This is a genomic window from Paenibacillus sp. F411 (assembly GCF_017582705.1).
Lineage (GTDB): Bacteria > Bacillota > Bacilli > Paenibacillales > Paenibacillaceae > Paenibacillus_AQ > Paenibacillus_AQ algicola.
Genome location: NZ_JAGFIP010000004.1, coordinates 116,485 through 138,981, shown reverse-complemented (window position 1 = coordinate 138,981; position 22,497 = coordinate 116,485). Strand labels below are relative to the sequence as shown.

Genomic DNA, 22,497 nt, shown 5'->3' with positions numbered 1-22,497 from the left:
TAAATGTCCTTTTCATTAACGTTCTGGATTATCATGCTGGTGTTTGCACTGTATACCGTCGGTATTCTGACCGCCGCATACAATGAAGACAAAACCAATGGCCTGTAAGGCGCGGCTTCCTCATTCGGGGAAGCTTTTTTTCATGTCATGGAGCAGTTATTTCAGGCCCTTATATATAAAAAAGCACCGCTTCTGCGGTGCCGTGGCTGCTCTCTATTAACCGTGCTTCGGAAGCTGGGTCATCTCATTCATGCAGGAAGAGCAGATATAACGATCCTTGAACTCGCTGACTCCATCCATCGAGCCGCAGAATACACATTTCGGGCGGTAGCGCTCCAGAATAATATGGTCACCCTGAACCAGAATTTCGACAGGGTCTCCTTCATTCATCTGATATCTCTTACGCAGAGACTTTGGCAGCACAATTCTCCCCAACTGATCCACTTTACGTACAACACCGGCCGGCTTCATACGATTGAAACACCTCTTTCATTCAACAAATTCTAAGTATACCGACAATATGATCTTATAGACCTAGTATAATAGTTCGATAACATATTGTCGAATCCTGCTAGTTTTTTTATAAAACATAAATTTTTTAGGATTTTCCCTCTGTTGAATGCAAGAGGCTGTTTCGGGGCAAGCTCGGCCGAGGCTGCTAGAAGATCTTAGTCTCCTCCCCCGCCGCCAAGCAGCTTGAGAAGGTTGCTCGGAAGCGCAAACTGCTGATTCTGGATGACGATTCGCTGAAGCTCCTGCTCTGCCGCATCATCCGCATCCTTAATCTCCTGGATTTCACGGTGCAGCCGCTCCATCTGAAGATCCAGTGCATTCGCGGCGTCTGCGGCACATTTCAGCTCCTGGGTCAGCCGCTCCGGCACCTCTTTGTTGTATTTATAAAATATTTTATGCTCCAAGGAAGCCCAGAAATCCATCGCAATCGTACGAATCTGAATTTCTACGCAGGCCCGCTGCTCACCATCGGACATATAGACCGGAACATCAACCAGAACATGCAGGCTCTGATAGCCATTAGGCTTCGGGTTCTTGATATAATCCTTGACCTCCAGCACCCGCAGATCACTTTGCCCGCACAGCAGCTCCTGGACACGATAGATGTCGGAGATGAAGGAGCAGGTGATCCGGAGCCCGGCGATATCCTTGATGTGATGCTTGATGCTGTCGAAGGAGAGCTCGTGGTTTTTGCGGAACATTTTGTTCATGATGCTCTCCGGGGTCTTGAGCCTGGACTTGGTATGCTCGATCGGATTGTAGTCATGGAGGGACTGAAATTCCTCCTTCAGCACATCAATTTTCGTCTCCATGTGATCGAGTGCAAATTTATACGTCATTAGAAATCGCGTAATGTCATATTTGAATTTCTTGAATTGGTCGATGGGATACGGTGCATTCATGATACAGCTCTTCCTTCCTTGATCCGTTTGACACTATTATATAAGAAACCGCACCAATACTGAAATGAGACAGGTGCGGTTCTTATTAAAGGCCCTCCCTCCTCAAATGCTTCTGGCATCATCGTGGAGCAGATCATGGCAATGATACCTCCTCCCGCTAAAGCTCCCAGGACGGCCTCCATTTCATCTGTGAGCTGTTCAAGAAACAAAAATCCTCCCATGGAGGATAAAGAGGCACACAGGAACACAGCGCCCCACATCAACAGGATTTTGCGGCGGGAAAAACCACTTTTGACTAAGCCGTCTGTACTGGATATCCCTTCTGAAATATTGCTGAGGAAAATGGAAACGGCAAGAACGATACTGACTCCATTCCCTGTCAAAAGGCTGGCACCGAGCATAATTGATTCCGGAATGGCATCCATCACACTACCTGTGTTTATAGCAAAAGGAAGACCTACTCATGAAAGATGGAGTCGCTACAACACCAATTCGATGAGAGATCTCGCCTTGAGCCTTTTGAATCAGATTTTGTTTATGCTCTGCGCCTGGCTCCATACCGTAAAAGGACCTCTTCCGTGGCCGCAGCCGTTAATCCATCGTGATTGCAAAGCCTACCGGATATGGGGTGGGTGGGATATTGGAGGTGTCGATCACAAGACCATCCTCAGAAAGCTGCCATGCCACACCTCCTTGTCCCAGCACGGCTACGTTTTTAATCACGCTCCGAAAATGCCGTGAATCCAGAGATAAGGATGATATGACCACTTCTCCATGGCTTGGCAGCTTCAAGACATAGGCGTATAACGTCCCTCCCTTGAAGGTAAAGCGGATATCTTTTTCCGTGTAGGGACTGCGATTCCCTTCCGTGTGCATCTCTTCGCCCGACTGTGTGGGGCCCTCCCCATAGATTTTCCAATGAGTAGTATCAAAAATGCCTTCTCCGTTCACCGCCAGCCATTCACCTATAGCGAGCAGAATCGACTCATCCTCCTCCGGGATGGTTCCATCTGCCTTGGGTCCCACATTTAATAACAAGCAGCCGTTCTTGCTTACAATATCGATCAGATCACATACGATGTCTGCGGGGTCCTTATATTGATTGTTCACGCTGTACGACCAGGAGTTACGCGCGACCGAGGTGTCTGTCTGCCAAAGCTGAGGCCGAATATCATTCAGTTGCCCCCGCTCAATGTCAAAGACTGCCGTCCCGTGCATAAAGGCGTCAAGCTTGTAATTGATTGCAACCTCACTTCCCCATTGGGCAGCGCGGTTGTAGTAATACGCAGCAAACTTTTTGAGATACGGCTTGAAGCGGACGTTCATGATCCACCAATCGAACCATACAATTGAGGGCTGATAGAGATCCACAAGCTCACAGGTGCGAAGCAGCCAATCGGTAAGGAAGGCCTCGTCCGGCCCTTCCCCGTGAATGGTCCATTCCGGGTCTCGCGGCTGTGCCGGTCCGTATAAGCCCCGGTAGCTGTCATCCTGTACGTCAGATTGAAACGCCATGCCCCCGTCAAAGAACCACCAGTTCTCGGCCCGATGTGAAGAGACCGCAAAATTCATATCCTTAGCTTCTACAGCGTTCTTCAGTTCCCCGATCACGTCCCGCTGCGGTCCCATCTGCACGGCATTCCATGGCGACAGTTTGCTGTTATACATTTGGAAGCCATCATGATGCTCAGCAACAGGCATTACATATCGTGCTCCCGCTTTGCTGAATAGTGCTGCCCATGCCATGGGGTCAAACTTCTCTGCTTTAAACAGGGGAATGAAATCCTTATATCCGAATTCATGCTGCGGCCCGTAAGTCTGAAGGTGATGATCAAAAATGCTCACCACCTGTTTATTCTCCCGATTCGCACTGTCTTTCAAGTACATTTCCCGAGCATACCATTCATTCCCGTAAGCGGGAACGGAGTATACTCCCCAGTGAATAAAAACACCGAATTTGGCATCCTTGTACCATTGCGGTATGGAATAGCTGCTCAAGGATTCCCAATTGTCCTGAAACGGCCCCTGGTTTATGACCTTATCGATCTGCTGTATGTTTATCATGATCATTCATTTACTCCTTTTGCACATCATAACGTGATAGAGCTTCATAGATAAGGATCAATATCGACCTCCAGTATGCAAATCACGACTTTTTGCGTCATAGCCTGACTGCAACTTTCTAGACTCATTAAAAAACCTGCAGTCCCATAGGACCACAGGCTTCATTTCATGAATATATCCAGCATTTCATTTCTCAGCACTCAACACCCTTTAAACTTTGGAGCCCTCTTCTCTTGAAAAGCCGCCTTGCCCTCCTGTGCATCCTCTGTGGTAAAGCAGAAGGAGAAGAGGCTGTTCTCATATTGCAATCCGGCATCCAGCGGCATGTTCATCGCTGCGCGCAGCGCGAGCTTGGCATGCTGGACCGCAATAGGACTGTGGGCGGCAATGGCTTCAGCCGTTTCATAGACCAGCTTCTGCAGCTCCCCTTGCTCTGCAACCTGCTCCACTAAGCCGTAGCTCAAGGCCTCTGCGGCACTTAGCAGCCTGCCTGTCAGCACCATTTCAGCTGCTTTTCCCGGACCTACAATTCGAGGAAGCAGCTGTGTGCTCCCGCTGCCTCCAATCCAGCCCAGCTTGATTTCCCCCGCGCCGAACCTGGCACTTAAGGAGGCGTACCGGATGTCTGCATGCAAGGCAAGCTCCAGCCCTCCGCCAATAGCATATCCACGGATCATCGCTATCACTGGCTTGCGAATGCTGCGAACGGCCATGCAATAATCCTCGCGATTGCTCAGCTCCCAGGGACTTCCGTAATCGTCCAGCACCTCAATATCGCTGCCCGCTGAGAAGCTCTTTTCCCCTTCCCCCGTCAGCACGACGACCCTGACATTCTGGTCCTGATTGATCTCTTGGCAAAGCTCGTTAAGGCGTATCCCCATCGCCCGGGTGACCGTATTCAGCTTCCCGGGTCTGTCTAGAGTAATCGTTCCGATGTGATTGGACAGCTCATATCTGATCCCCGAATGCTCCATCGACCTAGCTCCCGCCAGCGTTTTCTGCTGCGCGCTCAAGACCAAAATCTCTATTAATAGCAGACGTGTCTTCGCCGATTGGAGGCGCGCCCTTGCCATGCTTGAGCAGATGGCCGTTCACTCTTGCGGGGTATCGGGTCGTCTTAAACACAGCACCGCTCGGCCTTACGACCTCCTGAAACATGTCCAGGGCTTGAATACCCTCATGCTGGAGAGCCCGCTCCCAATCCAGCACTTCCGCACACCAATAATCAGCCGGCTCCAGAATATCCAGCCAGTGCTGTGTCGTTCTCGTCTTTAGATGCTCATTCAATCGCTGCTTGATTTCATCCCGTTCATGAAACCAGGAGGTCTGGTCGGTGTATTGCAGCAGATCTGCACGCCCCAACAGCTCACCTAAAGCGATTATCGAGCCCATAGCCAGAGCAAGGTGACCATCCTGTGTTTCGTAAATACCGTACGGTGCGCCTAAATAAGCATGGGCATTGCGGAACTGACTGCGTCCTTGAAGCTCTCTGGGCTCCTTGTTTATATAAGCGCTCAACACTTCAAACTGGAAATCCAGGGCAGCCTCCATCAGGCTGATTTCCACCTGCCCCCCGACACCGGTCTTTTCGCGCTGGTACAACAGTCCGAGCACGGCTTGAACAAACATGGAGCTTGTATGAAGATCAATGGTCGCGAGGCCAAAAGGAACGGGCGGCTGATCTCCGTCTCCATTCAGCCAGGTCAGACCGGACATCGACTGTACGAGCAGATCCTGCCCCGGCTTGTTCTTCCAGGGACCTTCTGTGCCATAGCCGGTAATGCTTCCGTAAATAATACCGGGATTTAATGCCTTCACCGACTCATAATCGAGACCAAGCTTGTGCATCGAGCCGGGACGAAAGTTCTCAATCATGATATCCGCCTGCTGAATCAGTTTCTTTATTTTGGCCAGATCGTCTGGATCCTTGAGGTTAGCGGCATAGCTTTCCTTGTTCCGATTCATGGATTGAAACACCGTGCTCTCACCGTCGACCCGCAGATTCGACAGGGTTAACTGACGGCTGCCATCCCCTGCATTCGGTCTCTCGATCTTAATAACGCGGGCTCCCAAATCTGCTAGGCGCAGCGCAGATACAGGACCTGCAAGATATTGACTGAAATCCAATACAACAATGCCTTCCAGCAGCTTCATCTCATTTCCCCCCTGACTCTTGCATCATTCCCCCTGCTTTGCCGCTGCATTTCATTCAAGGCTTGAATCACGGTGCTTCGGTCTGGCATTGCACTAATCAGTCGATTACGAATCAAATGTCCGGCCTGCTCCTGAAAGTCGATATATCCGGGATATCGAGGCCGCATGGAGCCATGGGTTAAGGTATCCAGCGTATTTTTGAAAAAATCGCCGGACAGCCGGTTCACCTCCGGGTCCAGCCATGCCATCCGGTGGCCCGGCTGACCTCCATGTTGAAAAAATGAAGTCCGCTGAAAATCCGCAGACGCAACCATGACAGCAAATTTTGCCGCAAGCTCGGCATACTGACATTGTGAAGAGATGGCAAGCCCTACGCCGCCGATCATACTGCCGCAAGGGTTGCTGCGATCCGATGGAATATTTCCGAAGCTCGTCACAAATGGCCTGAAGCCTGCCCTTGCATAGTTGGAGTAGCCGTAAATGAGCGGAATGTAGGCGATCTCTTCACTGCTCCCCATTCGGTCCAGCATCTGGATGGGATCCTGATAGAGAGACTCTTGGTGTACATAAGGCATCCAGCTTTCCATGAGCTCCAGTGCCTGTATGCCAACCTCTAATGGAAGATCCAGCCCCTCACTCCAGTACGCCCGGTTTGACAGCTGGGCACACAATGTGAAAAAGGTGGAGTAGGCATGTACCGGCACAAGCGGCAGACCGATCTGCTGCCCCTTCGGCAGCGTCCTGGCCAGGGTGAGAACATCCTCCCAGCTACGAGCCGGCTCCAGTCCTGCCTTATCCAGCAGGTCCTGGCGGTAAGCGCTCACTTGAGCTGCTGCATCTACAGGCAGCGCCCATTGCTTTCCTTCATACGTATAGCTGGCATAGCTTTGACCCGTGGAGTGAAGCTCCTGATCCTGCAGAAACGAGGCTTCCATGAGATCATTCAAGGGCAGCAGGAGCTCTTTGTCCACAGCCGTCCCGATATGGGGATGATCAATCATGATGAGATCATAGGTTTCTGCCAGCAGCTCCAGCGGATAAAGCTCAAAGTCCGCCAGAGAACGGGCGTCCCATTGTATTTCAACGTCAGGCTCCAGCTTGCGGAATGCTTCGGAGGCGGCCAGCAGCGGGTTTAGGCCTCGCTCGTGAGACCAGGTCATTCCTTTTAATTGCATATCAGCACCTTCTCTTTACTCAAATATTACGATGATGGTCAGCTGTATTCAGAGAACACGCTTGAGATTCGATCCAAGTATTATGCTCTCCAATCCGTGGAGCCCCTTTGGCGTATTGGAGGCGATACCCATTGAATCGAATAGGACACGCTAATGCGATCATGTCGATGTCAGGATCTCTCTTTATGTTTTGCGTCATCTGAAGCTTGTGAAATACGTCTTGGCTCCGCAGCTGCTCCCAGTTCAGCAGCTTCTCACAGGCAATGCCATGCTTTATGAAGATATCCACCCAGTAGTCTGCAGGCTGTGTCAACAGCCGCTCTTGCATGAAGATGACCGCTTCATCTCCGCTCATCGAGGATGCCAGCTCCACATCAAGTGCAGCCGCGAGCACCTCTAAAGGCATATCTTTTAGAGCGATATATTCCGTTGCTGTTGGATACAGCCCTTTGACAGTCCGCCTGAATTGAATCCGCCCCGAGGATGCATGAGCATGGGCGGCTGGCATCCACAGCTCATCCCATACCTCCTGCATCACATCCAGCGTAGACTCCAGCATATTGACCTCCACCAGCGCACTCTTACCTTGAGCAGATCGTCTTACTAGAGCCGCCAGAATGCCCTGAACCAGATGTGCACCGCTTATCATATCTGCTATTGCCAAGCCAAACGGGATTGGCCGCCGCCGGTGATTGCCGCCATGCAGCCACGGAAGTCCGGTCAGCGCCTGCAGCAGCAAATCCTGTCCGGGTCTGCTCCGCAGAGGTGTTTCTTTTCCGTATCCACTAATGGAGCCGTAAATGAGCCGCGGGTTGATCTGCTTGGCCTCTTCATACCCGAACCCCAGCTTTTCAATGACACCTGGTCGAAAGTTCTGGATCATGATGTCCGCATGCTGCAATAGCTTGCGCACCTTGATCTTGCCTGCTTCCGACTTCAAGTCCACCGCGTAGCTCTCCTTATTTCGATTAATAGAATGAAACAGCGTGCTGTCACCGTCCAGCTCTAGGTTGGATATGTACAGCCTTCTGCATAGATCTCCGCCGTCCGTGCGTTCAATCTTAATGACTCTCGCGCCTAAATCAGCTAATCGCAGCCCGGCGTATGGGCCCGAAAGAAATTGACTGAAATCCAGCACAAGCAAGCCTTCTAACGGTCTTGGCATCATGACACTTCACTCTCGCTTCATGGTATTCTGCGGTGACGCAGCTAAATCAGCTTGAATTCCTCTTCAATGGCTGCATTATCCTCACCGGCCCGGAGAATGCCGCGGCGACTGTTCAGGTGAGTGCTGTCGATCTTTATCGGGCAGTGTGGAGTTACAAATAAGCCCTGATCCTCCACCTCAATCTGCTGCAGATGCTGCAGAGCCCGAAACCCTTCATGTTGAAGAAGATCCTGAGTAGTCTGCACCTCAGCACACCAGTACCCGCCAGCTTCCAAATCCTTCTCCCAGGCCGAAGCAGGCCTGCTCTTGAGATGCTCCGTCAGATTAAGCTTGATTTCGTCCCGATGAACAAACCAGCTCGCAGGATCTTTATATTTCGCTAATGCATCGCAGTGCAGCAGCTTTCCCAGCTCTAATACAGAGCCCATGGCCAGCGCCAAATATCCGTCACTCGTCTCATACACTCCGTAAGGCGCTGCAAGGTAAGCATGTGCATTGCTGACAGCACTTCTTTGCGGCTGCAGTCCGCCATCATTCAAGTGCGTAGTCAGCACCTCGAACTGAACATCAATCGCAGATTCCAGCAGGCTAACCTCAACGAGCATCCCAGAGCGGGTATGGGCACGATGTACAAGCGCAGCCAGAATCCCCTGCACGAGATTAGCGCTTGCAAACATTTCTACCGTGGACAGCGGAAAGGGAATTGGTGGATCATCTGCATTCCCGTTGAGCCAAGGCATACCGGTCAAGGCCTGAATAAAGAGGTCATCATAGGCCTTGGTGTCTTCCACGTCCCGGCCACCGCAGCTCGTAATCATAGCGTGAATGAGCTGGGGATGATTGGAGCGCCACTTCTCCCTGGAAGCCCCTCCGAAAGGTAACGCCTGAAGAGAAGGACCGTCTAAATAAATATCAGCTGCAGCAATCAGCTGGTTCAGCTTGCGGGTATCCTGGTCACAGGCAGCATTGTACAGAAAGCGTTCCTTGTTACGATACAAGCTGATCAGAGGCAGTGAGCCTTCCTCTGCCTGCTCAATCCGGATGACACGGGCTCCAAGATCCGCGAGTCTTACGCCGGCAAAGGGTCCAGCGAGCCCCATACTATGCTCCACAACGAGTATCCCTTCTAAAGGAAGCAATGGATCCCTCCTTAGCGATAATGCGGTCGTATTTTGTTGATCATGCTATGTTACCCGCAGCTATTCTAGTTCCCAGAGCTCCGGGTTATATCGATAATAGCTATGTCCGTATTCTTCACGCAGCGTATTGCTCTCCTGGAGATGCTTGAGACATTGACGCTTTGCTTCTGCCTGATCACCGATCAGCAGCAGATATTCATTGCTGGCTAATTCCACGCCGCCTTGCTTCAGCGTAAGTGTAATCGTGAACTGGCCTGCAGCATTTGCATGGACCTTCCAGTCAATCTCGCCGAATCGGGCGGAGCTGTTGGAAGCCACGGAAGCGTGTAGAATCCCACTTTTGACAACCTCGCCTCCAGCATCTGCTAACGTCCATTCCAGCACCGCATCATGATAAGCCTCATGATAATCATTAACGATCCACAGCTCGCCTTGGAAGGCTTCGCCCGGATTCCATCTTCTCTTAGTGAAGGCCAAGCTTGGAAGAAGCGGCTGGTAGCTTCTCTTTACATAATCAAAGCTAATCTTCTTCTGACCGTAATAGTCAATCAGGCCCCACTTGATGTCTGGCCAGTGTGTAATGAAGTGACAAAGAGATACCCCGCTCATCCGCGGCTTCCGTCGACGGTACAGCTCAAGCGCAAATTGCAAAATCGTTCCGTGCGCAATCTGAGTCGATTCTACAAACTGCTCCAGAGAATCCATTCTTTTGTCTCCAAACACCTCGATATTCAGTCCTTGAAGGATATGAATATCTGCCCAATGATAGCCCCAGCTGGGTCCCATCGGCCATAGCTCATTTTCCGGAATGAATTTTTTGAGACTCTCGATCGATGGGGCCGATGCAGCCGTTAATTCAGGAATGATGGAGCAATCCAGAGCCGGATAATATTCCTCCATAAAACTGTGGCCGCCGCCGTAGTAATGGTCATTCGCATGCTGTGACTCTTTAGGCTTGAAGCCCATGCTCTGGCCGAACTCATTGCTGAGCGGGGATGCCAGTCCGTAAGGCGTCGATGTGTAATCTCCAATGGCTACCCCAATTGCCTCCATCAGCTCTTTGTTACCACTTTCGATGTGAGCGTCTGTGAAGAACACCTCTTCTCCGCCCATCCAAAAAATATTTGAGGGATGATTGCGCCGCAGCTTCACAATTTCAATACATTCCTTCTCTACAGATTCTACAAATGCGGGATCATTGGAAAATGCTTGTGTAGAGAACGTAAAGTTCGTCCATACGGTAATACCGAGCTCGTCGCACAGCTTATAGAAGGTCGGAATCTCTGGCGGGTGCCAGCCGAAAATTCGCAGATTGTTTATGTTAGCTTCTTTCACCTGAGTCAGAAGATGCTCATATTTACTCGTGCTGTTCCGGCCGTAGAAAAAGGACGGCTGTCCACCCCAGCATGCAGAGCGCAGAAACTGACGTTTTCCATTAATTACAAAGGTCCATGGGTATTCACATTCCTCATCCGTGAAGCCCGGGTTCTTCTCCATTTCAAGGGTCCGAATCCCGATTACATCCTCTACTCGATCCAGCACCGTGCCGCTATTCAGCACCTTCATCTCCAGATGATACAGATTCGGCGTTCCCATGTCCCAAGGCCACCACAGCTTCGCGTCTGAAACGTCCACGACGGCATTGGCCATCTGAGTGCCGGCGGGAACCTCTACCTCCACCGTCTGGGTGATGGTGTCTGAATCAAAGTTGTGGCCTTTCATTGCAACCTCGATCTGAACCGTTTGAGACTCTGCCGTCATATTGTCCAGTTCAATCTGCAAATGAACAGCAGCGCCTCCTTCTTTCAGTTCCGACTCACTGCGATAGTTCACGATGCGTACATGGTCTGTTGCAATCAGGCGTACCGGACGCCAGATCCCGAAGGGCACTAGGCCCGTAAAATAATCACCGGAGAAATTCACTTTCTTGCCGCCCACGTTGCGGAAATTCTTAGGAGGCGGGTCCAGCTTGACAGCGAGCTGATTCGAGCCGCCCGACCAATGATCAAAATTCAGAAACTCACTGACCTCGAAAGAAAATGGGGAGAACATACCCTCATGACTTCCCAGCAGCTGACCATTCAGCCACACGGTGCAGCTATAATCAACGCCTTCGAACTCCAGGTGAATCTTCTTCCCCTTCATTTCCGGAGAAACGTTGAAGCTGCGAATATACCACCATTCATATTCCTGTACCCATTTTGCTTTATGCATATTGCGCCCATAATAGGGATCTTCCAATTCACCTGCACGCTGAAGATCGGTATACACATCCCCAGGAACGCTCGCATAATTCCAGCTGAAGATGACGCCTTGACGTTCCGCAGGCAGGATATGAAATCCTTCCCGCTCTCCTTCGCCAACTCTCATTTTTTCCATTTGCCACAGCTTGCCGCTTAAATCCTTTACGATTCGAGACATCTTCCGACCTCCACTATGATATAATTTAAAAATCAAAACTAATAACCATAAAAAAAACAAAATAATATTCTTTTCGGAATACTGTTCCATTTTTTAATGATTATACTGCTGAACCTAGTGGGCGTCAATGATGTTTTTGTGCATTAACGTTGGTCCCAAAATAATAAATCGTTCAAGGGAGAAATTCGGGGTCAAAGGCGACCGCTACCGCTGGTCCGGAATCTTTTCGTCCTCTCTGCTGCTTAATGCATATCCATCCCCCAAAACATAGGTAACACAAAGAAACCGTCCTTTGATAGAATGGAAGTGTCTAGCAACCATCTAAAAAAGAGCGGTTTCATTTGTACATTCAATACTCCATGGATCAATTTTATCTGCCCATGGTGCTGGGATCACCTCCCTGACTCCACCATGTCTTTATTTTTTGCTTCCTACCTCACTCAAGTGAGCTGCCTCGTTAAACAACTGCCGAAACTGTACTGATCGGCACTAAAACTCTACCATTTACATTCTTGGGAGCAACATCAGTTGCAACGTTCTGCCCGATTACCAAGATATCTTTCCTGAACCATAAGCATAGACTCCACCGAAGATTAGAGAAATTCCTAAAACAGCAGATGACACAGACAATAGCATCTTTTTCTTCACTACAAAATCCTCCTTTAGAAATCGACTTATTGTTTATTGATTTCAAGAAAAATAACCGTCCCCATTATAAGCATAGCGACTTCTTTCCTTCACCGCTTACTTTGGTCAGTGATTCATACGTGTATTGTCCGGCTTCGCCATTGTTCTTTTACTAAAAAAGTCACCCCCTTCTAAGCAGCTACTAAAAAAAGCACCCCCAACCATCGTTGGAGATGCTTCCTTCCTTTACTCCATACCCGGAAAATCCAGCTGCCGCAGGGCCTCGAAGGCGACAATGGCTGCGGAGTTGGACAGATTCAGAGAACGGACCTTGTCTGTCATGGGCATGCGGATCAAATGCTCCCGGTTAGCTGCCAGCAGCTCCTCCGGCAATCCCTTGGTTTCTTTCCCGAACACTAGAAAGTCACCGTCCTGAAACTGAACGTCGGTATAGCGCTTCTTCGCCTTGGTGGTCGAGAAGAAATATCGGCCATCCGGATATTTCTCCTGCAGCTCCGCAAAGGAATCATGGTACTCCAGATTGACGGCATACCAGTAATCCAGTCCGGCCCGCTTCAGTGTTCTGTCGTCCGTATTAAATCCCAGCGGACGCACCAGATGCAGATGAATCCCGGTTGCCGCGCAGGTTCTTGCGATATTTCCTGTGTTAGCCGGAATCTCCGGCTCCACGAGTACGATGTGTAATGCCATATGTGCTGTCTAACCACCTTATCGTCTATTTCTGTCTATTATAACGCATTCTGTCATGAAAAAAGAGCCTCCTGCTGCCATTAGCAGAGAAGGCTCTTCTCTTTCATGAATGCGCCAGCCGAGCGGCTTGAACGGCTCCCGGCATGCTTAAGCAATCTGCCAGGAACTTATTGGTTCTTGGCTTTGAAGTCATGCATGAATTCCACCAGCGCCTTGCAGCTCTCGTAAGGAACCGCATTGTAAATGGATGCGCGCATCCCGCCCACGCTCCGATGTCCTTTCAGACCGATAAAGCCTTCCTGCTCAGACGCTTTGGCAAAAGCCTTCTCCAGCTCCTCTGAGCCCAGGCGGAAGGTTACGTTCATGTCCGAACGACTGCCTGCTGCTACGCAGCCACGATAGAAGCCTTCGCTGCTGTCAATGGCATTGTAGATCAGCTCAGCCTTTTTCCGGTTCATGGCCTCTACACCTTGCAGACCGCCGTGCTCTTCAATCCACTTCAGCACTTCGTTAATCATATAAATGCCAAAGGAAGGCGGTGTATTGTATAGAGAGTTATTGCCGGAATGAGTATCATAGCGGAGCATCGTCGGCAGATGGCTCGGTGAGCTCTCAATCATCTCTTCGCGAACCAGCAAGACGGTTACGCCGGAAGGACCGAGATTCTTCTGAGCCCCCGCGTATACCATACTGAACGCATTGAGATCGAAAGGACGGCTTAAAATATCACTCGACATATCGCAAATCAGCGGCACCGAACCGGTGTCTGGAAATTGCTTGAACTGGGTGCCCTCAATCGTTTCATTCGAGGTCATATGCAAGTAAGCCGGCTGTTCCGACAGCTGAAGCTCGGACAGCTCCGGCACTCTCATATACTGATCCTGCTCGGTCGAAGCTGCGATGTGAACCTGTCCAAGAAGCTTCGCTTCCTTAATCGCCTTATTCGCCCAGCTGCCGGTCTTCACGTAGTTAGCCTGCTTGCCCTCTTGCGCGAAATTCATAGGAATCATGGCAAATTGCGTACTCGCTCCGCCTTGTACAAATAGCACCTTATAACCCGAAGGGTTCCCGAGCAAGCCCAGCAGCCTGTTCTGTGCTTCATTGTGTACGGATTCATAAATGTCACTGCGATGGGACATTTCCATAATAGACATGCCGCTTTCCCGGAAATCCACAAACTCTGCCTGGGCACGCTCCAGCACTTCCAAAGGCAGCGCTGCCGGTCCGGCGTTAAAATTATATGCTCTCTTGCTCACTCCACTCTCCACCCTTTCGTATGTACGCTCATTTCATGTTATCGAATATCATAGCAATAACCCGGAGGGGTCTGCAAGTGCTTTTTTTCTCTATTTAAAGACGCCATTCATAAGTAACGAGAAAACGCAGGAGGATGTACCTCCTGCGTCTCGTATTAACAATTATTACAGATCGTAGTAGAGCGAATACTCATGTGGATGTACCCGAATGGATACTGATTTCGCTTCGCCGCGCTTCAGGGAGATGAAGTTCTCCAGGAATTCCTTCGTGAACACGCCGCCCTCGGTCAAGAACTCATGATCCGCTTCCAGAGCGTCCAGCGCCTCATCCAGGGTGCCAGGCACACTGCGGATTTCCTTCTTCTCCGCATCCGACAGCTCGTAGATGTTCTTGTCGAATGGACCGTAGCCCAGCTCTTGCGGGTTAATCTTGCGCTTGATGCCATCAAGGCCAGCCATCAGCATCGCGGAGAAGGCCAGGTACGGGTTGGCTGTGGAGTCCGGTGTACGGAACTCAATACGGCAGCCTTTCGGTGTTACTGCAGCTACCGGAATACGTACGGCTGCAGAACGGTTACCTTTGGAGTATACCAGGTTTACTGGAGCTTCATAGCCAGGTACCAGACGCTTGAACGAGTTCGTGCTCGGGTTCGTCAGAGCGATCAGGGCCGGTGCATGGTACAAGATGCCGCCGATGTAATGCAGTGCAGTTTCACTCAGGTTAGCGTAGCCGCCTTTTTCATAGAAGAGTGGAGTATCGCCATCAAAAATGGACTGATGCACGTGCATTCCGCTGCCGTTATCGCCAAAGAGCGGCTTCGGCATAAAGGTTGCTGTCTTGCCATACTGGCGAGCTGTGTTGTGTACAATGTATTTATAAACCAGCAGGTTATCAGCCGTTTTCTTCAATGTATCGAAACGGAAGTTGATTTCCGCTTGACCTGCAGTAGCTACCTCGTGATGGTGACGCTCTACACTCAGGCCCGCTTCATCCAGCAAACGGCACATTTCACTGCGGATATCCTGCTGTGTATCTACAGGAGCTACCGGAACGTACCCGCCCTTTACTCTTACCTTGAAGCCGAGGTTGCCGCCTTCTTCCTTGCGGTTTGTGTTCCAAGCTGCTTCTTCGGATTCTACGTAGTAGCTGGAGCTGTTCATGCCGCTTTCGTAGCGAACATCATCAAACAGGAAGAACTCCGATTCCGGTGCGAAAAATGCCGCTGTGCCTACGCCGCTGTCCTGCAGGTACTGCTCGGCACGTGCAGCAATGCAGCGAGGGTCACGCTCATAGGATTCGCCGTCTGGTGTGTGAATGTTGCTCATAATATTCAATGTAGGATGTGCAGTGAACGGGTCCACATAGCAGGACTCCGGATCTGGCATCATCACCATATCAGATTCTTCAATTCCACGGAAGCCCGGGATCGACGAACCGTCAAACGCTACGCCGTTCACGAAGGTTTCACTGTCTACCGCGGATGCCGGCAGGGTAATATGGTGTACCCGACCCGACAGGTCAACAAAACGGAAATCCACCCATTCAATGTTATTCTCTTCAATTGTCTTTAACACGTTCTCTACCGACATGTCTCTTCCTCCTAATACCCGAACATTAAGCGAATAAACCTCTGTGAATGTTCATGATTTTCGATTTCTTTTCAGTTATTATATTCTGTCTAGAAGCAAGTCGTCAATACTCATGTAAGGTATTTTTCTTCATTTGTGTTATATAACATAACATTTAGACTATTATCCTCCTTCGACACGAAAAGACGTCTTTCGCAGGGAAAGACGTCTCGTTAAAGCGATGAGAAGCATCGTTATCTCTTGCTGTTCAGGCGTGACTCAGAGACCTCCAGAACCTCTTACACTCTCGCAAAATCTGCAGCGGGCGCCTTTGCGGTATTAAATGATTTACCCATCAACGGAGCCAGCTGCTCCAGCTCCTTCAAGAGAACTGCAAACTGATCCGGGAACAGCGACTGAACTCCGTCTCCCGTCATGGAGTTATCCGGGTCGGTGTGCATTTCCACAATCAGTCCGTCTGCCCCTGCTGCTACGGAAGCCTTTGACATGGGAGCAACCAGCTCACGGCGGCCCGTGCCATGGCTCGGGTCAGAAATGACTGGAAGATGGCTGAGCGATTGCAGCACTGGAATGGCAGACAAATCCAGGGTGTTGCGGGTGTAAGTTTCGAACGTTCGGATTCCGCGCTCACACAGCATAACATTCTGATTTCCGCCAGCCAGAATGTATTCCGCCGCATTCAAGAATTCATCATAGGTCGCACTGAAGCCCCGTTTCAATAGCACTGGCTTGCCGCAGCTGCCCAGCTTGCGCAGCAGATCGAAGTTCTGCATATTACGCGTCCCTACCTGTAATATATCAGCGTATTCAGCGCAAATGTCTACATACTCCGGAGTCATTACCTCGGTAATGGTCAACAGCCCGTGCTTCTTCCCGGCCTCTGCCATCATAATCAGGCCTTCCACCCCGATGCCCTGGAAGCTGTACGGCCCGGTACGCGGCTTGAACGCACCGCCGCGAAGCACCTGAGCACCCGCCGCCTTGACCAGCTTCGCAATGTCGTCAATCTGCTCCGCCGATTCTACCGCACAGGGCCCGCCCATGACGACCAGATTTCCGCCGCCGATCTTGACGCCCTTCATTTCAATCACCGTATCCTCAGGATGGAAGTCACGGCTGGCCAGCTTGTAAGACTTCGTAATCTTCACCACGTTCTCGACGCCCTTCATCTGCCGTAAATGCTCCGCGAGCTTGGGGTTAACGCTTCCGATCAGTCCAATGACGATGCGGTCGGTACCTCTGGAAATATGAGCCTGAAGGCCTTCCTTCTCAATTTCGGTTACGATATGCTGAAGCTGCTCCTCTGGCACTTGGCCCGATGTGATGACAATCATGTGAGATCCCTCTTTCATATAATGGATTCTGCAACAGCCTTCCGGATGCCCGGTGCCTGTTCTGCAGGATTACGCTTTATCGCTTGTTCGCTTTTGTGCTTGTGTGCTTTTAAGCTTTTATGCTTTTAATGACTAAAGTAAATATACAGGATTACAGCTTTACCGTCAAGCCCAAGCTTACACTTCACGGAAAAGCCGTATTGGTAATTAGGTTAGCCGCTTTTGTCGGATTGTCTTCTGGGTTTTGGGAATGAGCGGAATCAGGATGGAAATATTCGTGCCTGCCCCCGGACGGCTATACAGCGTTACACCATATGGAGCGCCATAGTGAAGCCGAATACGCTGATCCACATTACGAATGCCATAACCGGCGTTCTCCAGCTGATCTACAGACAGCGGCCCGCTGAGCGTCCTCGGCGGAAAGCCAACTCCGTCATCAATGATGTTGAATTGGAGACCCTCTTTACGCACTTCCCCGCAGATGCGGATATAAATCCGATCCCCTGTCCAGGCATGCTCCAGAACATTCTCGATAAATGGCTGCAGGATCAGCTTGACCGTTTCATACCGCACCACCTCGGGAGCGAAGCAATATTGTACCTCCAGTCTCTCTCCATACTTGATTCGCTGGATATCAATATAAGCCTGAACCTGCTCCAGCTCATGCTGCACAGGAATCATGTTTCGACCCTCATTAAGCGACAAGCGGTAAAACTTCGCCAAATCCAGCACCATCCGCTGCAGCTTGTCCAGTTCACCAAATTTGGCAAGACGGCTGATGGAAGACAAGGTATTGTATAGGAAGTGAGGATTAATCTGGGCATGAAGGGAGTCCAGCTCCGCCTGCTTTTTTTGAAGATCAGAAAAATACACCTCCTGAATGAGTCGGCCAACATTCGCTCCCATCTCATTCAGCGCATGAGCGATCTTCGAAAATTCATCATTTCCCTGGAAATGAATTCGCTTGTGAAACTCTCCTTGCTGAAATGAATCCAAGACCTTCACAATTTTATACACTCTTCTGCTAAAGTAACGGGAAAGTCCGGTGCCTAACACTAAAATAATGAGGATACAGCCCAATCCAATCAATAAAGTGAGATTTCGGACCTTGATCGTATTTTGGTCCAGCAGGTTCTCCGGAACGATGGCGACCAGCTCCATGTTAAGACCCTGAAGCTTCTCTCGGATTACCAGATCTCCCTGCTTCCCTTCCGGACCTTGGATTTGAGCCTCTATATCCGAAGACAGAGATGCGTCATCTTCTGCTATGCTTCCTGCTCCGGATGAAATCATAACCCCTTGCCTGGAATCGTAAATATAGATGGTAGTACCGTCTCCGATTTTTTTAAAATCAACACTGTCAAACAAATCCTTGAGCGAAACGCTGATTCGCATAAACCCGATCTCATCATGCGGATACTGCATGCTTCCAATGTCTACAAGACGGCGCAGCAATGAAATTCTTCCGTACTGTGCATCATCCTCGATCTGCTTCCATTGCATTGTGGTTCCATACACTTCATCCCGGGGATAGGAACGATACCACTCCTTCTCTACAAGCCGGGGGTATTGATACACATCGTAAAGTCTGGATTTGGTCGAAAGCGGATCGGTACCTTCATAAATATTGTAGGTTTCCCGGAATACCTCATTCTTCAGGTATATAGACAGCCATAGGCGTCTGTTTGCCGTTTCGACAGCCGTCTGGAATTTGGGAAACAGAATATTCTGGGTCGCATCATAACTCTCCCAGCCTTCCCGGTTTGCTCGCAGCGCCCGAGCAAGCCTCTCGTCAAAATAGAGCATATCCGAGATCCGCTTCGTATCCTCCAGCTTGAAGGCGATGTTGCTTTTCATCTGGGAGAGCGTACCCTGAATGGTGCTCCCCGTCTGCTGCCGAATCGACTCTACGTAAATATCATTCACGAGCTTTCCGATGAGCAGCACCGGAACCATCAGCAGCACACAGTAGGACAGCATCAGCTTGATCCCGAAAGGAAGACGCAATCTGCTCATGAATGCTGTCTCCGGTAGTCCAGCGGCGTCATCCCGAAGGTCTCCTTAAACTGCCGGCTGAAGTATGGCAAATATTGATACCCGCATTGGGCCGCGACCTCATAAATTTTCAGCTTCGTCCCAGTAAGCAGACTCTTCGCGTGATCCATACGCAGACCGATGACATAGTCACTGAAGTTGTGCCCGGTCTCCTCTTTAAACAATACGCCCAGGTAATTCGGGGAGAAGGAGAAGCGGTTCGCCACATCCCGCAGAGTAATGCTCTCATGCAGCCGTTGCCGGACGTCGTCAACCATTTCCTGCACGAGCCGGCCGTTCTTGGAGCTTTTGCGGTTATGCAGCTGCTCTGAGATTTCAAACACCTTTCGGCGCAGCCAGCTGAAAATATCGTCAATGGTTTCAAATTGCAGCAGCACGTCCAGCTTGGCAAGCTCTAGCCCCAGCATCTGAAACAGATCTTCCTGCATCGTATGCAAATGATCATTAAGCTTCATGAGGATATACAGCGATAAGTTACGAACCGTAAACCGTGAGCGCATGCCGGATACGAGCACAGCCATCTGCTCCAGCTCATCATGAATAGACACCAGGTTATAGCTCGTCATAGCCTGCATCAGCGCGTCCAAACGAAGATCCAGCGTTGCTGCATGCTGCATTTCTTCTCGCGGGATATCGGTGAAATTAATCCACTGTCCCTTCCCCCGGAACATCTTGTATTCCAGAGCGGTCACCGCCTGCTCATAGGAGGCATGAAGCTCCTGCAGATGATGGGCAGGCTCTCCCGTTCCGATAGTTAGAGTAAAGGGGAACTCCTCTGCCAACTGCTCTCTGATGAAATCAAAATCCTCTGCAGAAGCTTCTGCCGGCAAGAGCACGGCCGTTCGGTGAGGCTGCATGGTGCAAATATACTCCAGGCCTTTTCGCAGGAGAAGCTGCTGCAAGCGCAGATGCACATCCTCAATCAGCCGCAGCCGCTCCTCCTTCTCTACGTGATTCAGCAGCAGTGCAGCATCGTCGAGTTCAAACAGGCCCGCACGCACCGGCCAGGCAATGCGCTGAAATCGATACTGCGGATTCATAGCTTCCCGCGGAACCCGGTGTAGAGGCTGCTGCAGCAGCTGAAGCAAGTACTGGTGCTTGACCACAGGAATCGCTTTCTGATAAGCCGTCTCGGTCTCCTGTCGTCTGCGCAGATGATCCAGCTTCAAGCGAACCTTGCCCAGCGCCTCTATCAACTCACTGTCGTCCATCGGCTTCAGCACATAGCTGCAGGCCTGTAGTGCCATGGCCTGCTTCACATAGCTGAAATCCTGGTAACCACTTACAAATATGATTTGCAGCTGCTCCTGCAGCTCCAGCGCCTTCTGAGCCAGCTCCAGGCCGGACATATTCGGCATCCGGATATCAGATACGAGCACATCAATCTTCTCGCGCTCCAGCACCTCGCAGGCTGCAAAGCCATTATTGACACCCGCTACCACAGTCATACCGAGGCTTTCCCACGGGATAAACTGCTTCATGCCCTCCAAATCCAGAATTTCATCATCGGCCAGCAACACTTTATACATGAAATGCAATGCCTCCCTATGAAAAAACCCAAAGGTATACTGCGCAGCGCAGTATACCTGTCCATGGGTTTACGTGTATATCCAGGGCACTTTGTGTTTCCAAGTGTACCTGTATCTATTTGCCCTGCATTTTTTGAATATTTTCCTGCCACTTCTTGGTCTTGTATTCCAGCAGCTTGTTGTAGCCCGCGGACTGTGCATCGGCCTCGGCCTTATCCAGCACCGCATTGACTTCCGCATCATCTTTAGCATACAACGCTTTCGCTCTTGACTCCAGGAAAATGTCCTCTACGCGCTGACGGATAATGCCTTCCTCGCTGTCTGGCATCGGATCGAGGTTAATGAACGGTGTGCCGTCTCCTTGCGTTTTCCAAGTAATCTCATACTGCCAGTGAGTCGCCCAGTTGCGCTGCTCGATTGGCAGGGTGCTTTCATATTTCGCTTTAGCCTGGTCCACATATACCGTATTACCGTTCCAGATCAAGTTGATGGTCGCATTCTGCAGCTTGACGAGCCCTTCAGCGTCCGTCACGTACTTGTCAGTAAATTTCGGAGTCTGGTCTGCCTCTACACCATCCCAGTATCCTCCCTCGGGTCCCCACATCATGGTGCGCTGGCCCTCAGGTCCGGTGTACCAGTCCAGGAAGGCAAAGATCGCTTCCGGGTCCTTCGCTGCTTTCGTGATGACACTGACATTCCAGCCCAGCTGAGTGTACGTACCTGCCAGTACCTTCTTCGGATCCAGCCCCGGCTTGTGAATCGGCCAGATCATGAAATAGCCTGCATCCGGGTCACTCTTCGTCAATTCAATATGTCCCAGCTGACCGAGCTCTGTCGGGCTTGCAGAGGCCAGGACGGCAACGCGTCCGGAAACGACCTTTTCCTTCACCTGGTCTGCAGTCTGAGTCATAGCGTCCTGAGACATCAGCTTCTCACGGAACAGCTTAGCCGAATACTGCATGGACTCCCGGTAAATCGGATCCGTGAAGATGGAGGTCAGTTGATCGCCATTGGGTACACCGCGAATGCCAACCCAGGTATTCAGCACATTCTCGCCAAAAGCCGTGTACAGCACGTTCAAGCCCTGACCGTCCTTCGCCAAATGCGGCTCAAACGGCACGACATTCGGATAATTCTCTTTGACCTGTTTCAGATAATTGTACAGATCCTCCGTCGTTTCCAGCTTCGGAGAGCCGAGCTCTTCATAAATTTTCTTATTGACGACATAGCCGGCATTGCCGTTTGGCTGGCTTGTGTACCAGTTCGGGAACTGATACAGCTTGCCGTCTTCGGAACGAAGCAGATTCAGCCCGGATTCTCCCAGCCATTCCTTCAGATTCGGATATTTATCCAAATAATCATCGAACGGGACGAGCATGCCTGCCTGGCGAAGCTTCTCGACATCCGGTCCCCGCTCCATCCACATCACATCCGGCAAGGATGCGGAAGCAATCATCGTATTCAGCTTCTGGGATGCATTGCCTCCGCTATGAATGGGAGTTATGTTTACCTTCATGTTTTCCTTGACCCACTTGCTGGAATCATCGGCTCCCCATGTAGGCATTGTGTACCAGTCATAGTTGCCGTAGAAGGAAAACTCCAACGGATTTTGACCAAGCACATAAGCACTGGAGGAGCTGCCTTCACTCGGTTTGTTGTTTCCGGAATCTGCCGGGGGATCCGAGGCTGTCGTGCCTGAGCCTCCGGTACAGCCTGTCAGCAGCACGGCTCCAGTCAGCAGCAGCGTCATCGAGGATTTCCAAGCCTTTTTCATAAACATGTTATATTCCCCTTTCGTTGTATCTGTGTGACGATATGTGCAGGCTGTTTCCAGCCCTTGACACTGTTCCAATAGACGG

Annotated in this window: 18 protein-coding genes; all 18 read right to left on the bottom strand. The window is 50.6% G+C overall.

All coding sequences use genetic code 11. From position 1 onward, the window contains the following. Nucleotides 1–216: 216 nt before the first annotated feature. Nucleotides 217–471 carry an AbrB/MazE/SpoVT family DNA-binding domain-containing protein gene (locus tag JJQ72_RS06130; protein ID WP_138226657.1) on the bottom strand — a complete coding sequence of 85 codons (255 nt, stop codon included), beginning with the start codon at nucleotides 469–471 and terminating at the stop codon, nucleotides 217–219. Between the two features lie 197 nt (nucleotides 472–668). Further along, the gene (locus JJQ72_RS06125) at nucleotides 669–1,415 is read right to left on the bottom strand and encodes a GTP pyrophosphokinase (protein ID WP_138226658.1); all 747 of its coding nucleotides are present in this window, start codon (nucleotides 1,413–1,415) and stop codon (nucleotides 669–671) included. After that, nucleotides 1,412–1,840, bottom strand: a complete 429-nt coding sequence (locus JJQ72_RS06120; RefSeq protein WP_208203077.1) for a ZIP family metal transporter — start codon at nucleotides 1,838–1,840, stop codon at nucleotides 1,412–1,414. Before JJQ72_RS06120 ends, JJQ72_RS06125 begins: the two co-directional genes overlap by 4 nt. Before the next feature lie 166 nt (nucleotides 1,841–2,006). Beyond that, nucleotides 2,007–3,479 carry an alpha-L-fucosidase gene (locus JJQ72_RS06115; protein ID WP_208203076.1) on the bottom strand — a complete coding sequence of 491 codons (1,473 nt, stop codon included), beginning with the start codon at nucleotides 3,477–3,479 and terminating at the stop codon, nucleotides 2,007–2,009. 200 nt (nucleotides 3,480–3,679) lie between these two features. Next, nucleotides 3,680–4,453: an enoyl-CoA hydratase/isomerase family protein gene (locus tag JJQ72_RS06110; protein ID WP_138226660.1), complete on the bottom strand. Its 774-nt coding sequence runs from the start codon at nucleotides 4,451–4,453 to the stop codon at nucleotides 3,680–3,682. Between the two features lie 4 nt (nucleotides 4,454–4,457). Further along, nucleotides 4,458–5,633, bottom strand: coding sequence for a CaiB/BaiF CoA transferase family protein (locus JJQ72_RS06105; RefSeq protein ID WP_138226661.1), 1,176 nt, complete (start codon nucleotides 5,631–5,633; stop codon nucleotides 4,458–4,460). After that, entirely contained in the window at nucleotides 5,630–6,808 is a 1,179-nt protein-coding gene (locus tag JJQ72_RS06100; RefSeq protein ID WP_208203075.1) for an ABC transporter substrate-binding protein, read from the bottom strand. Before JJQ72_RS06100 ends, JJQ72_RS06105 begins: the two co-directional genes overlap by 4 nt. A 19-nt stretch (nucleotides 6,809–6,827) precedes the next feature. Further along, on the bottom strand, nucleotides 6,828–7,976 hold the full coding sequence (locus tag JJQ72_RS06095; protein WP_208203074.1) for a CaiB/BaiF CoA transferase family protein: 1,149 nt from the start codon (nucleotides 7,974–7,976) through the stop codon (nucleotides 6,828–6,830). A 41-nt stretch (nucleotides 7,977–8,017) separates the two neighbouring features. Then, entirely contained in the window at nucleotides 8,018–9,115 is a 1,098-nt protein-coding gene (locus JJQ72_RS06090) for a CoA transferase (protein ID WP_208203073.1), read from the bottom strand. A 60-nt stretch (nucleotides 9,116–9,175) separates the two neighbouring features. Further along, nucleotides 9,176–11,536 (bottom strand): glycoside hydrolase family 2 protein, encoded by a 2,361-nt coding sequence (locus JJQ72_RS06085; RefSeq protein WP_208203072.1) that lies wholly within the window; start codon nucleotides 11,534–11,536, stop codon nucleotides 9,176–9,178. 546 nt (nucleotides 11,537–12,082) lie between these two features. Continuing rightward, on the bottom strand, nucleotides 12,083–12,184 hold the full coding sequence (locus JJQ72_RS06080; RefSeq protein ID WP_138226666.1) for a TasA family protein: 102 nt from the start codon (nucleotides 12,182–12,184) through the stop codon (nucleotides 12,083–12,085). A 225-nt stretch (nucleotides 12,185–12,409) separates the two neighbouring features. Beyond that, entirely contained in the window at nucleotides 12,410–12,874 is a 465-nt protein-coding gene (gene trmL, locus JJQ72_RS06075; RefSeq protein WP_138226667.1) for a tRNA (uridine(34)/cytosine(34)/5-carboxymethylaminomethyluridine(34)-2'-O)-methyltransferase TrmL, read from the bottom strand. 167 nt (nucleotides 12,875–13,041) lie between these two features. Beyond that, on the bottom strand, nucleotides 13,042–14,130 hold the full coding sequence (serC, locus tag JJQ72_RS06070) for a 3-phosphoserine/phosphohydroxythreonine transaminase (protein ID WP_208203071.1): 1,089 nt from the start codon (nucleotides 14,128–14,130) through the stop codon (nucleotides 13,042–13,044). A gap of 165 nt (nucleotides 14,131–14,295) precedes the next feature. Continuing rightward, complete coding sequence (gene glnA, locus JJQ72_RS06065) at nucleotides 14,296–15,720, bottom strand: type I glutamate--ammonia ligase (protein ID WP_208203070.1); 1,425 nt, start codon at nucleotides 15,718–15,720, stop codon at nucleotides 14,296–14,298. A 278-nt stretch (nucleotides 15,721–15,998) separates the two neighbouring features. Next, nucleotides 15,999–17,054 carry a 3-deoxy-7-phosphoheptulonate synthase gene (aroF, locus tag JJQ72_RS06060; protein WP_208203069.1) on the bottom strand — a complete coding sequence of 352 codons (1,056 nt, stop codon included), beginning with the start codon at nucleotides 17,052–17,054 and terminating at the stop codon, nucleotides 15,999–16,001. Between the two features lie 207 nt (nucleotides 17,055–17,261). Then, nucleotides 17,262–19,070: a cache domain-containing sensor histidine kinase gene (locus tag JJQ72_RS06055; protein WP_243895906.1), complete on the bottom strand. Its 1,809-nt coding sequence runs from the start codon at nucleotides 19,068–19,070 to the stop codon at nucleotides 17,262–17,264. After that, a complete protein-coding gene (locus tag JJQ72_RS06050) occupies nucleotides 19,067–20,638 on the bottom strand; it encodes a response regulator (protein WP_208203068.1) in 1,572 nt (523 codons plus the stop codon). The genes JJQ72_RS06055 and JJQ72_RS06050 overlap by 4 nt, the downstream gene beginning before the upstream one ends. Before the next feature lie 115 nt (nucleotides 20,639–20,753). Next, complete coding sequence (locus JJQ72_RS06045; protein ID WP_208203181.1) at nucleotides 20,754–22,412, bottom strand: extracellular solute-binding protein; 1,659 nt, start codon at nucleotides 22,410–22,412, stop codon at nucleotides 20,754–20,756. Between the last annotated feature and the right edge of the window lie 85 nt (nucleotides 22,413–22,497).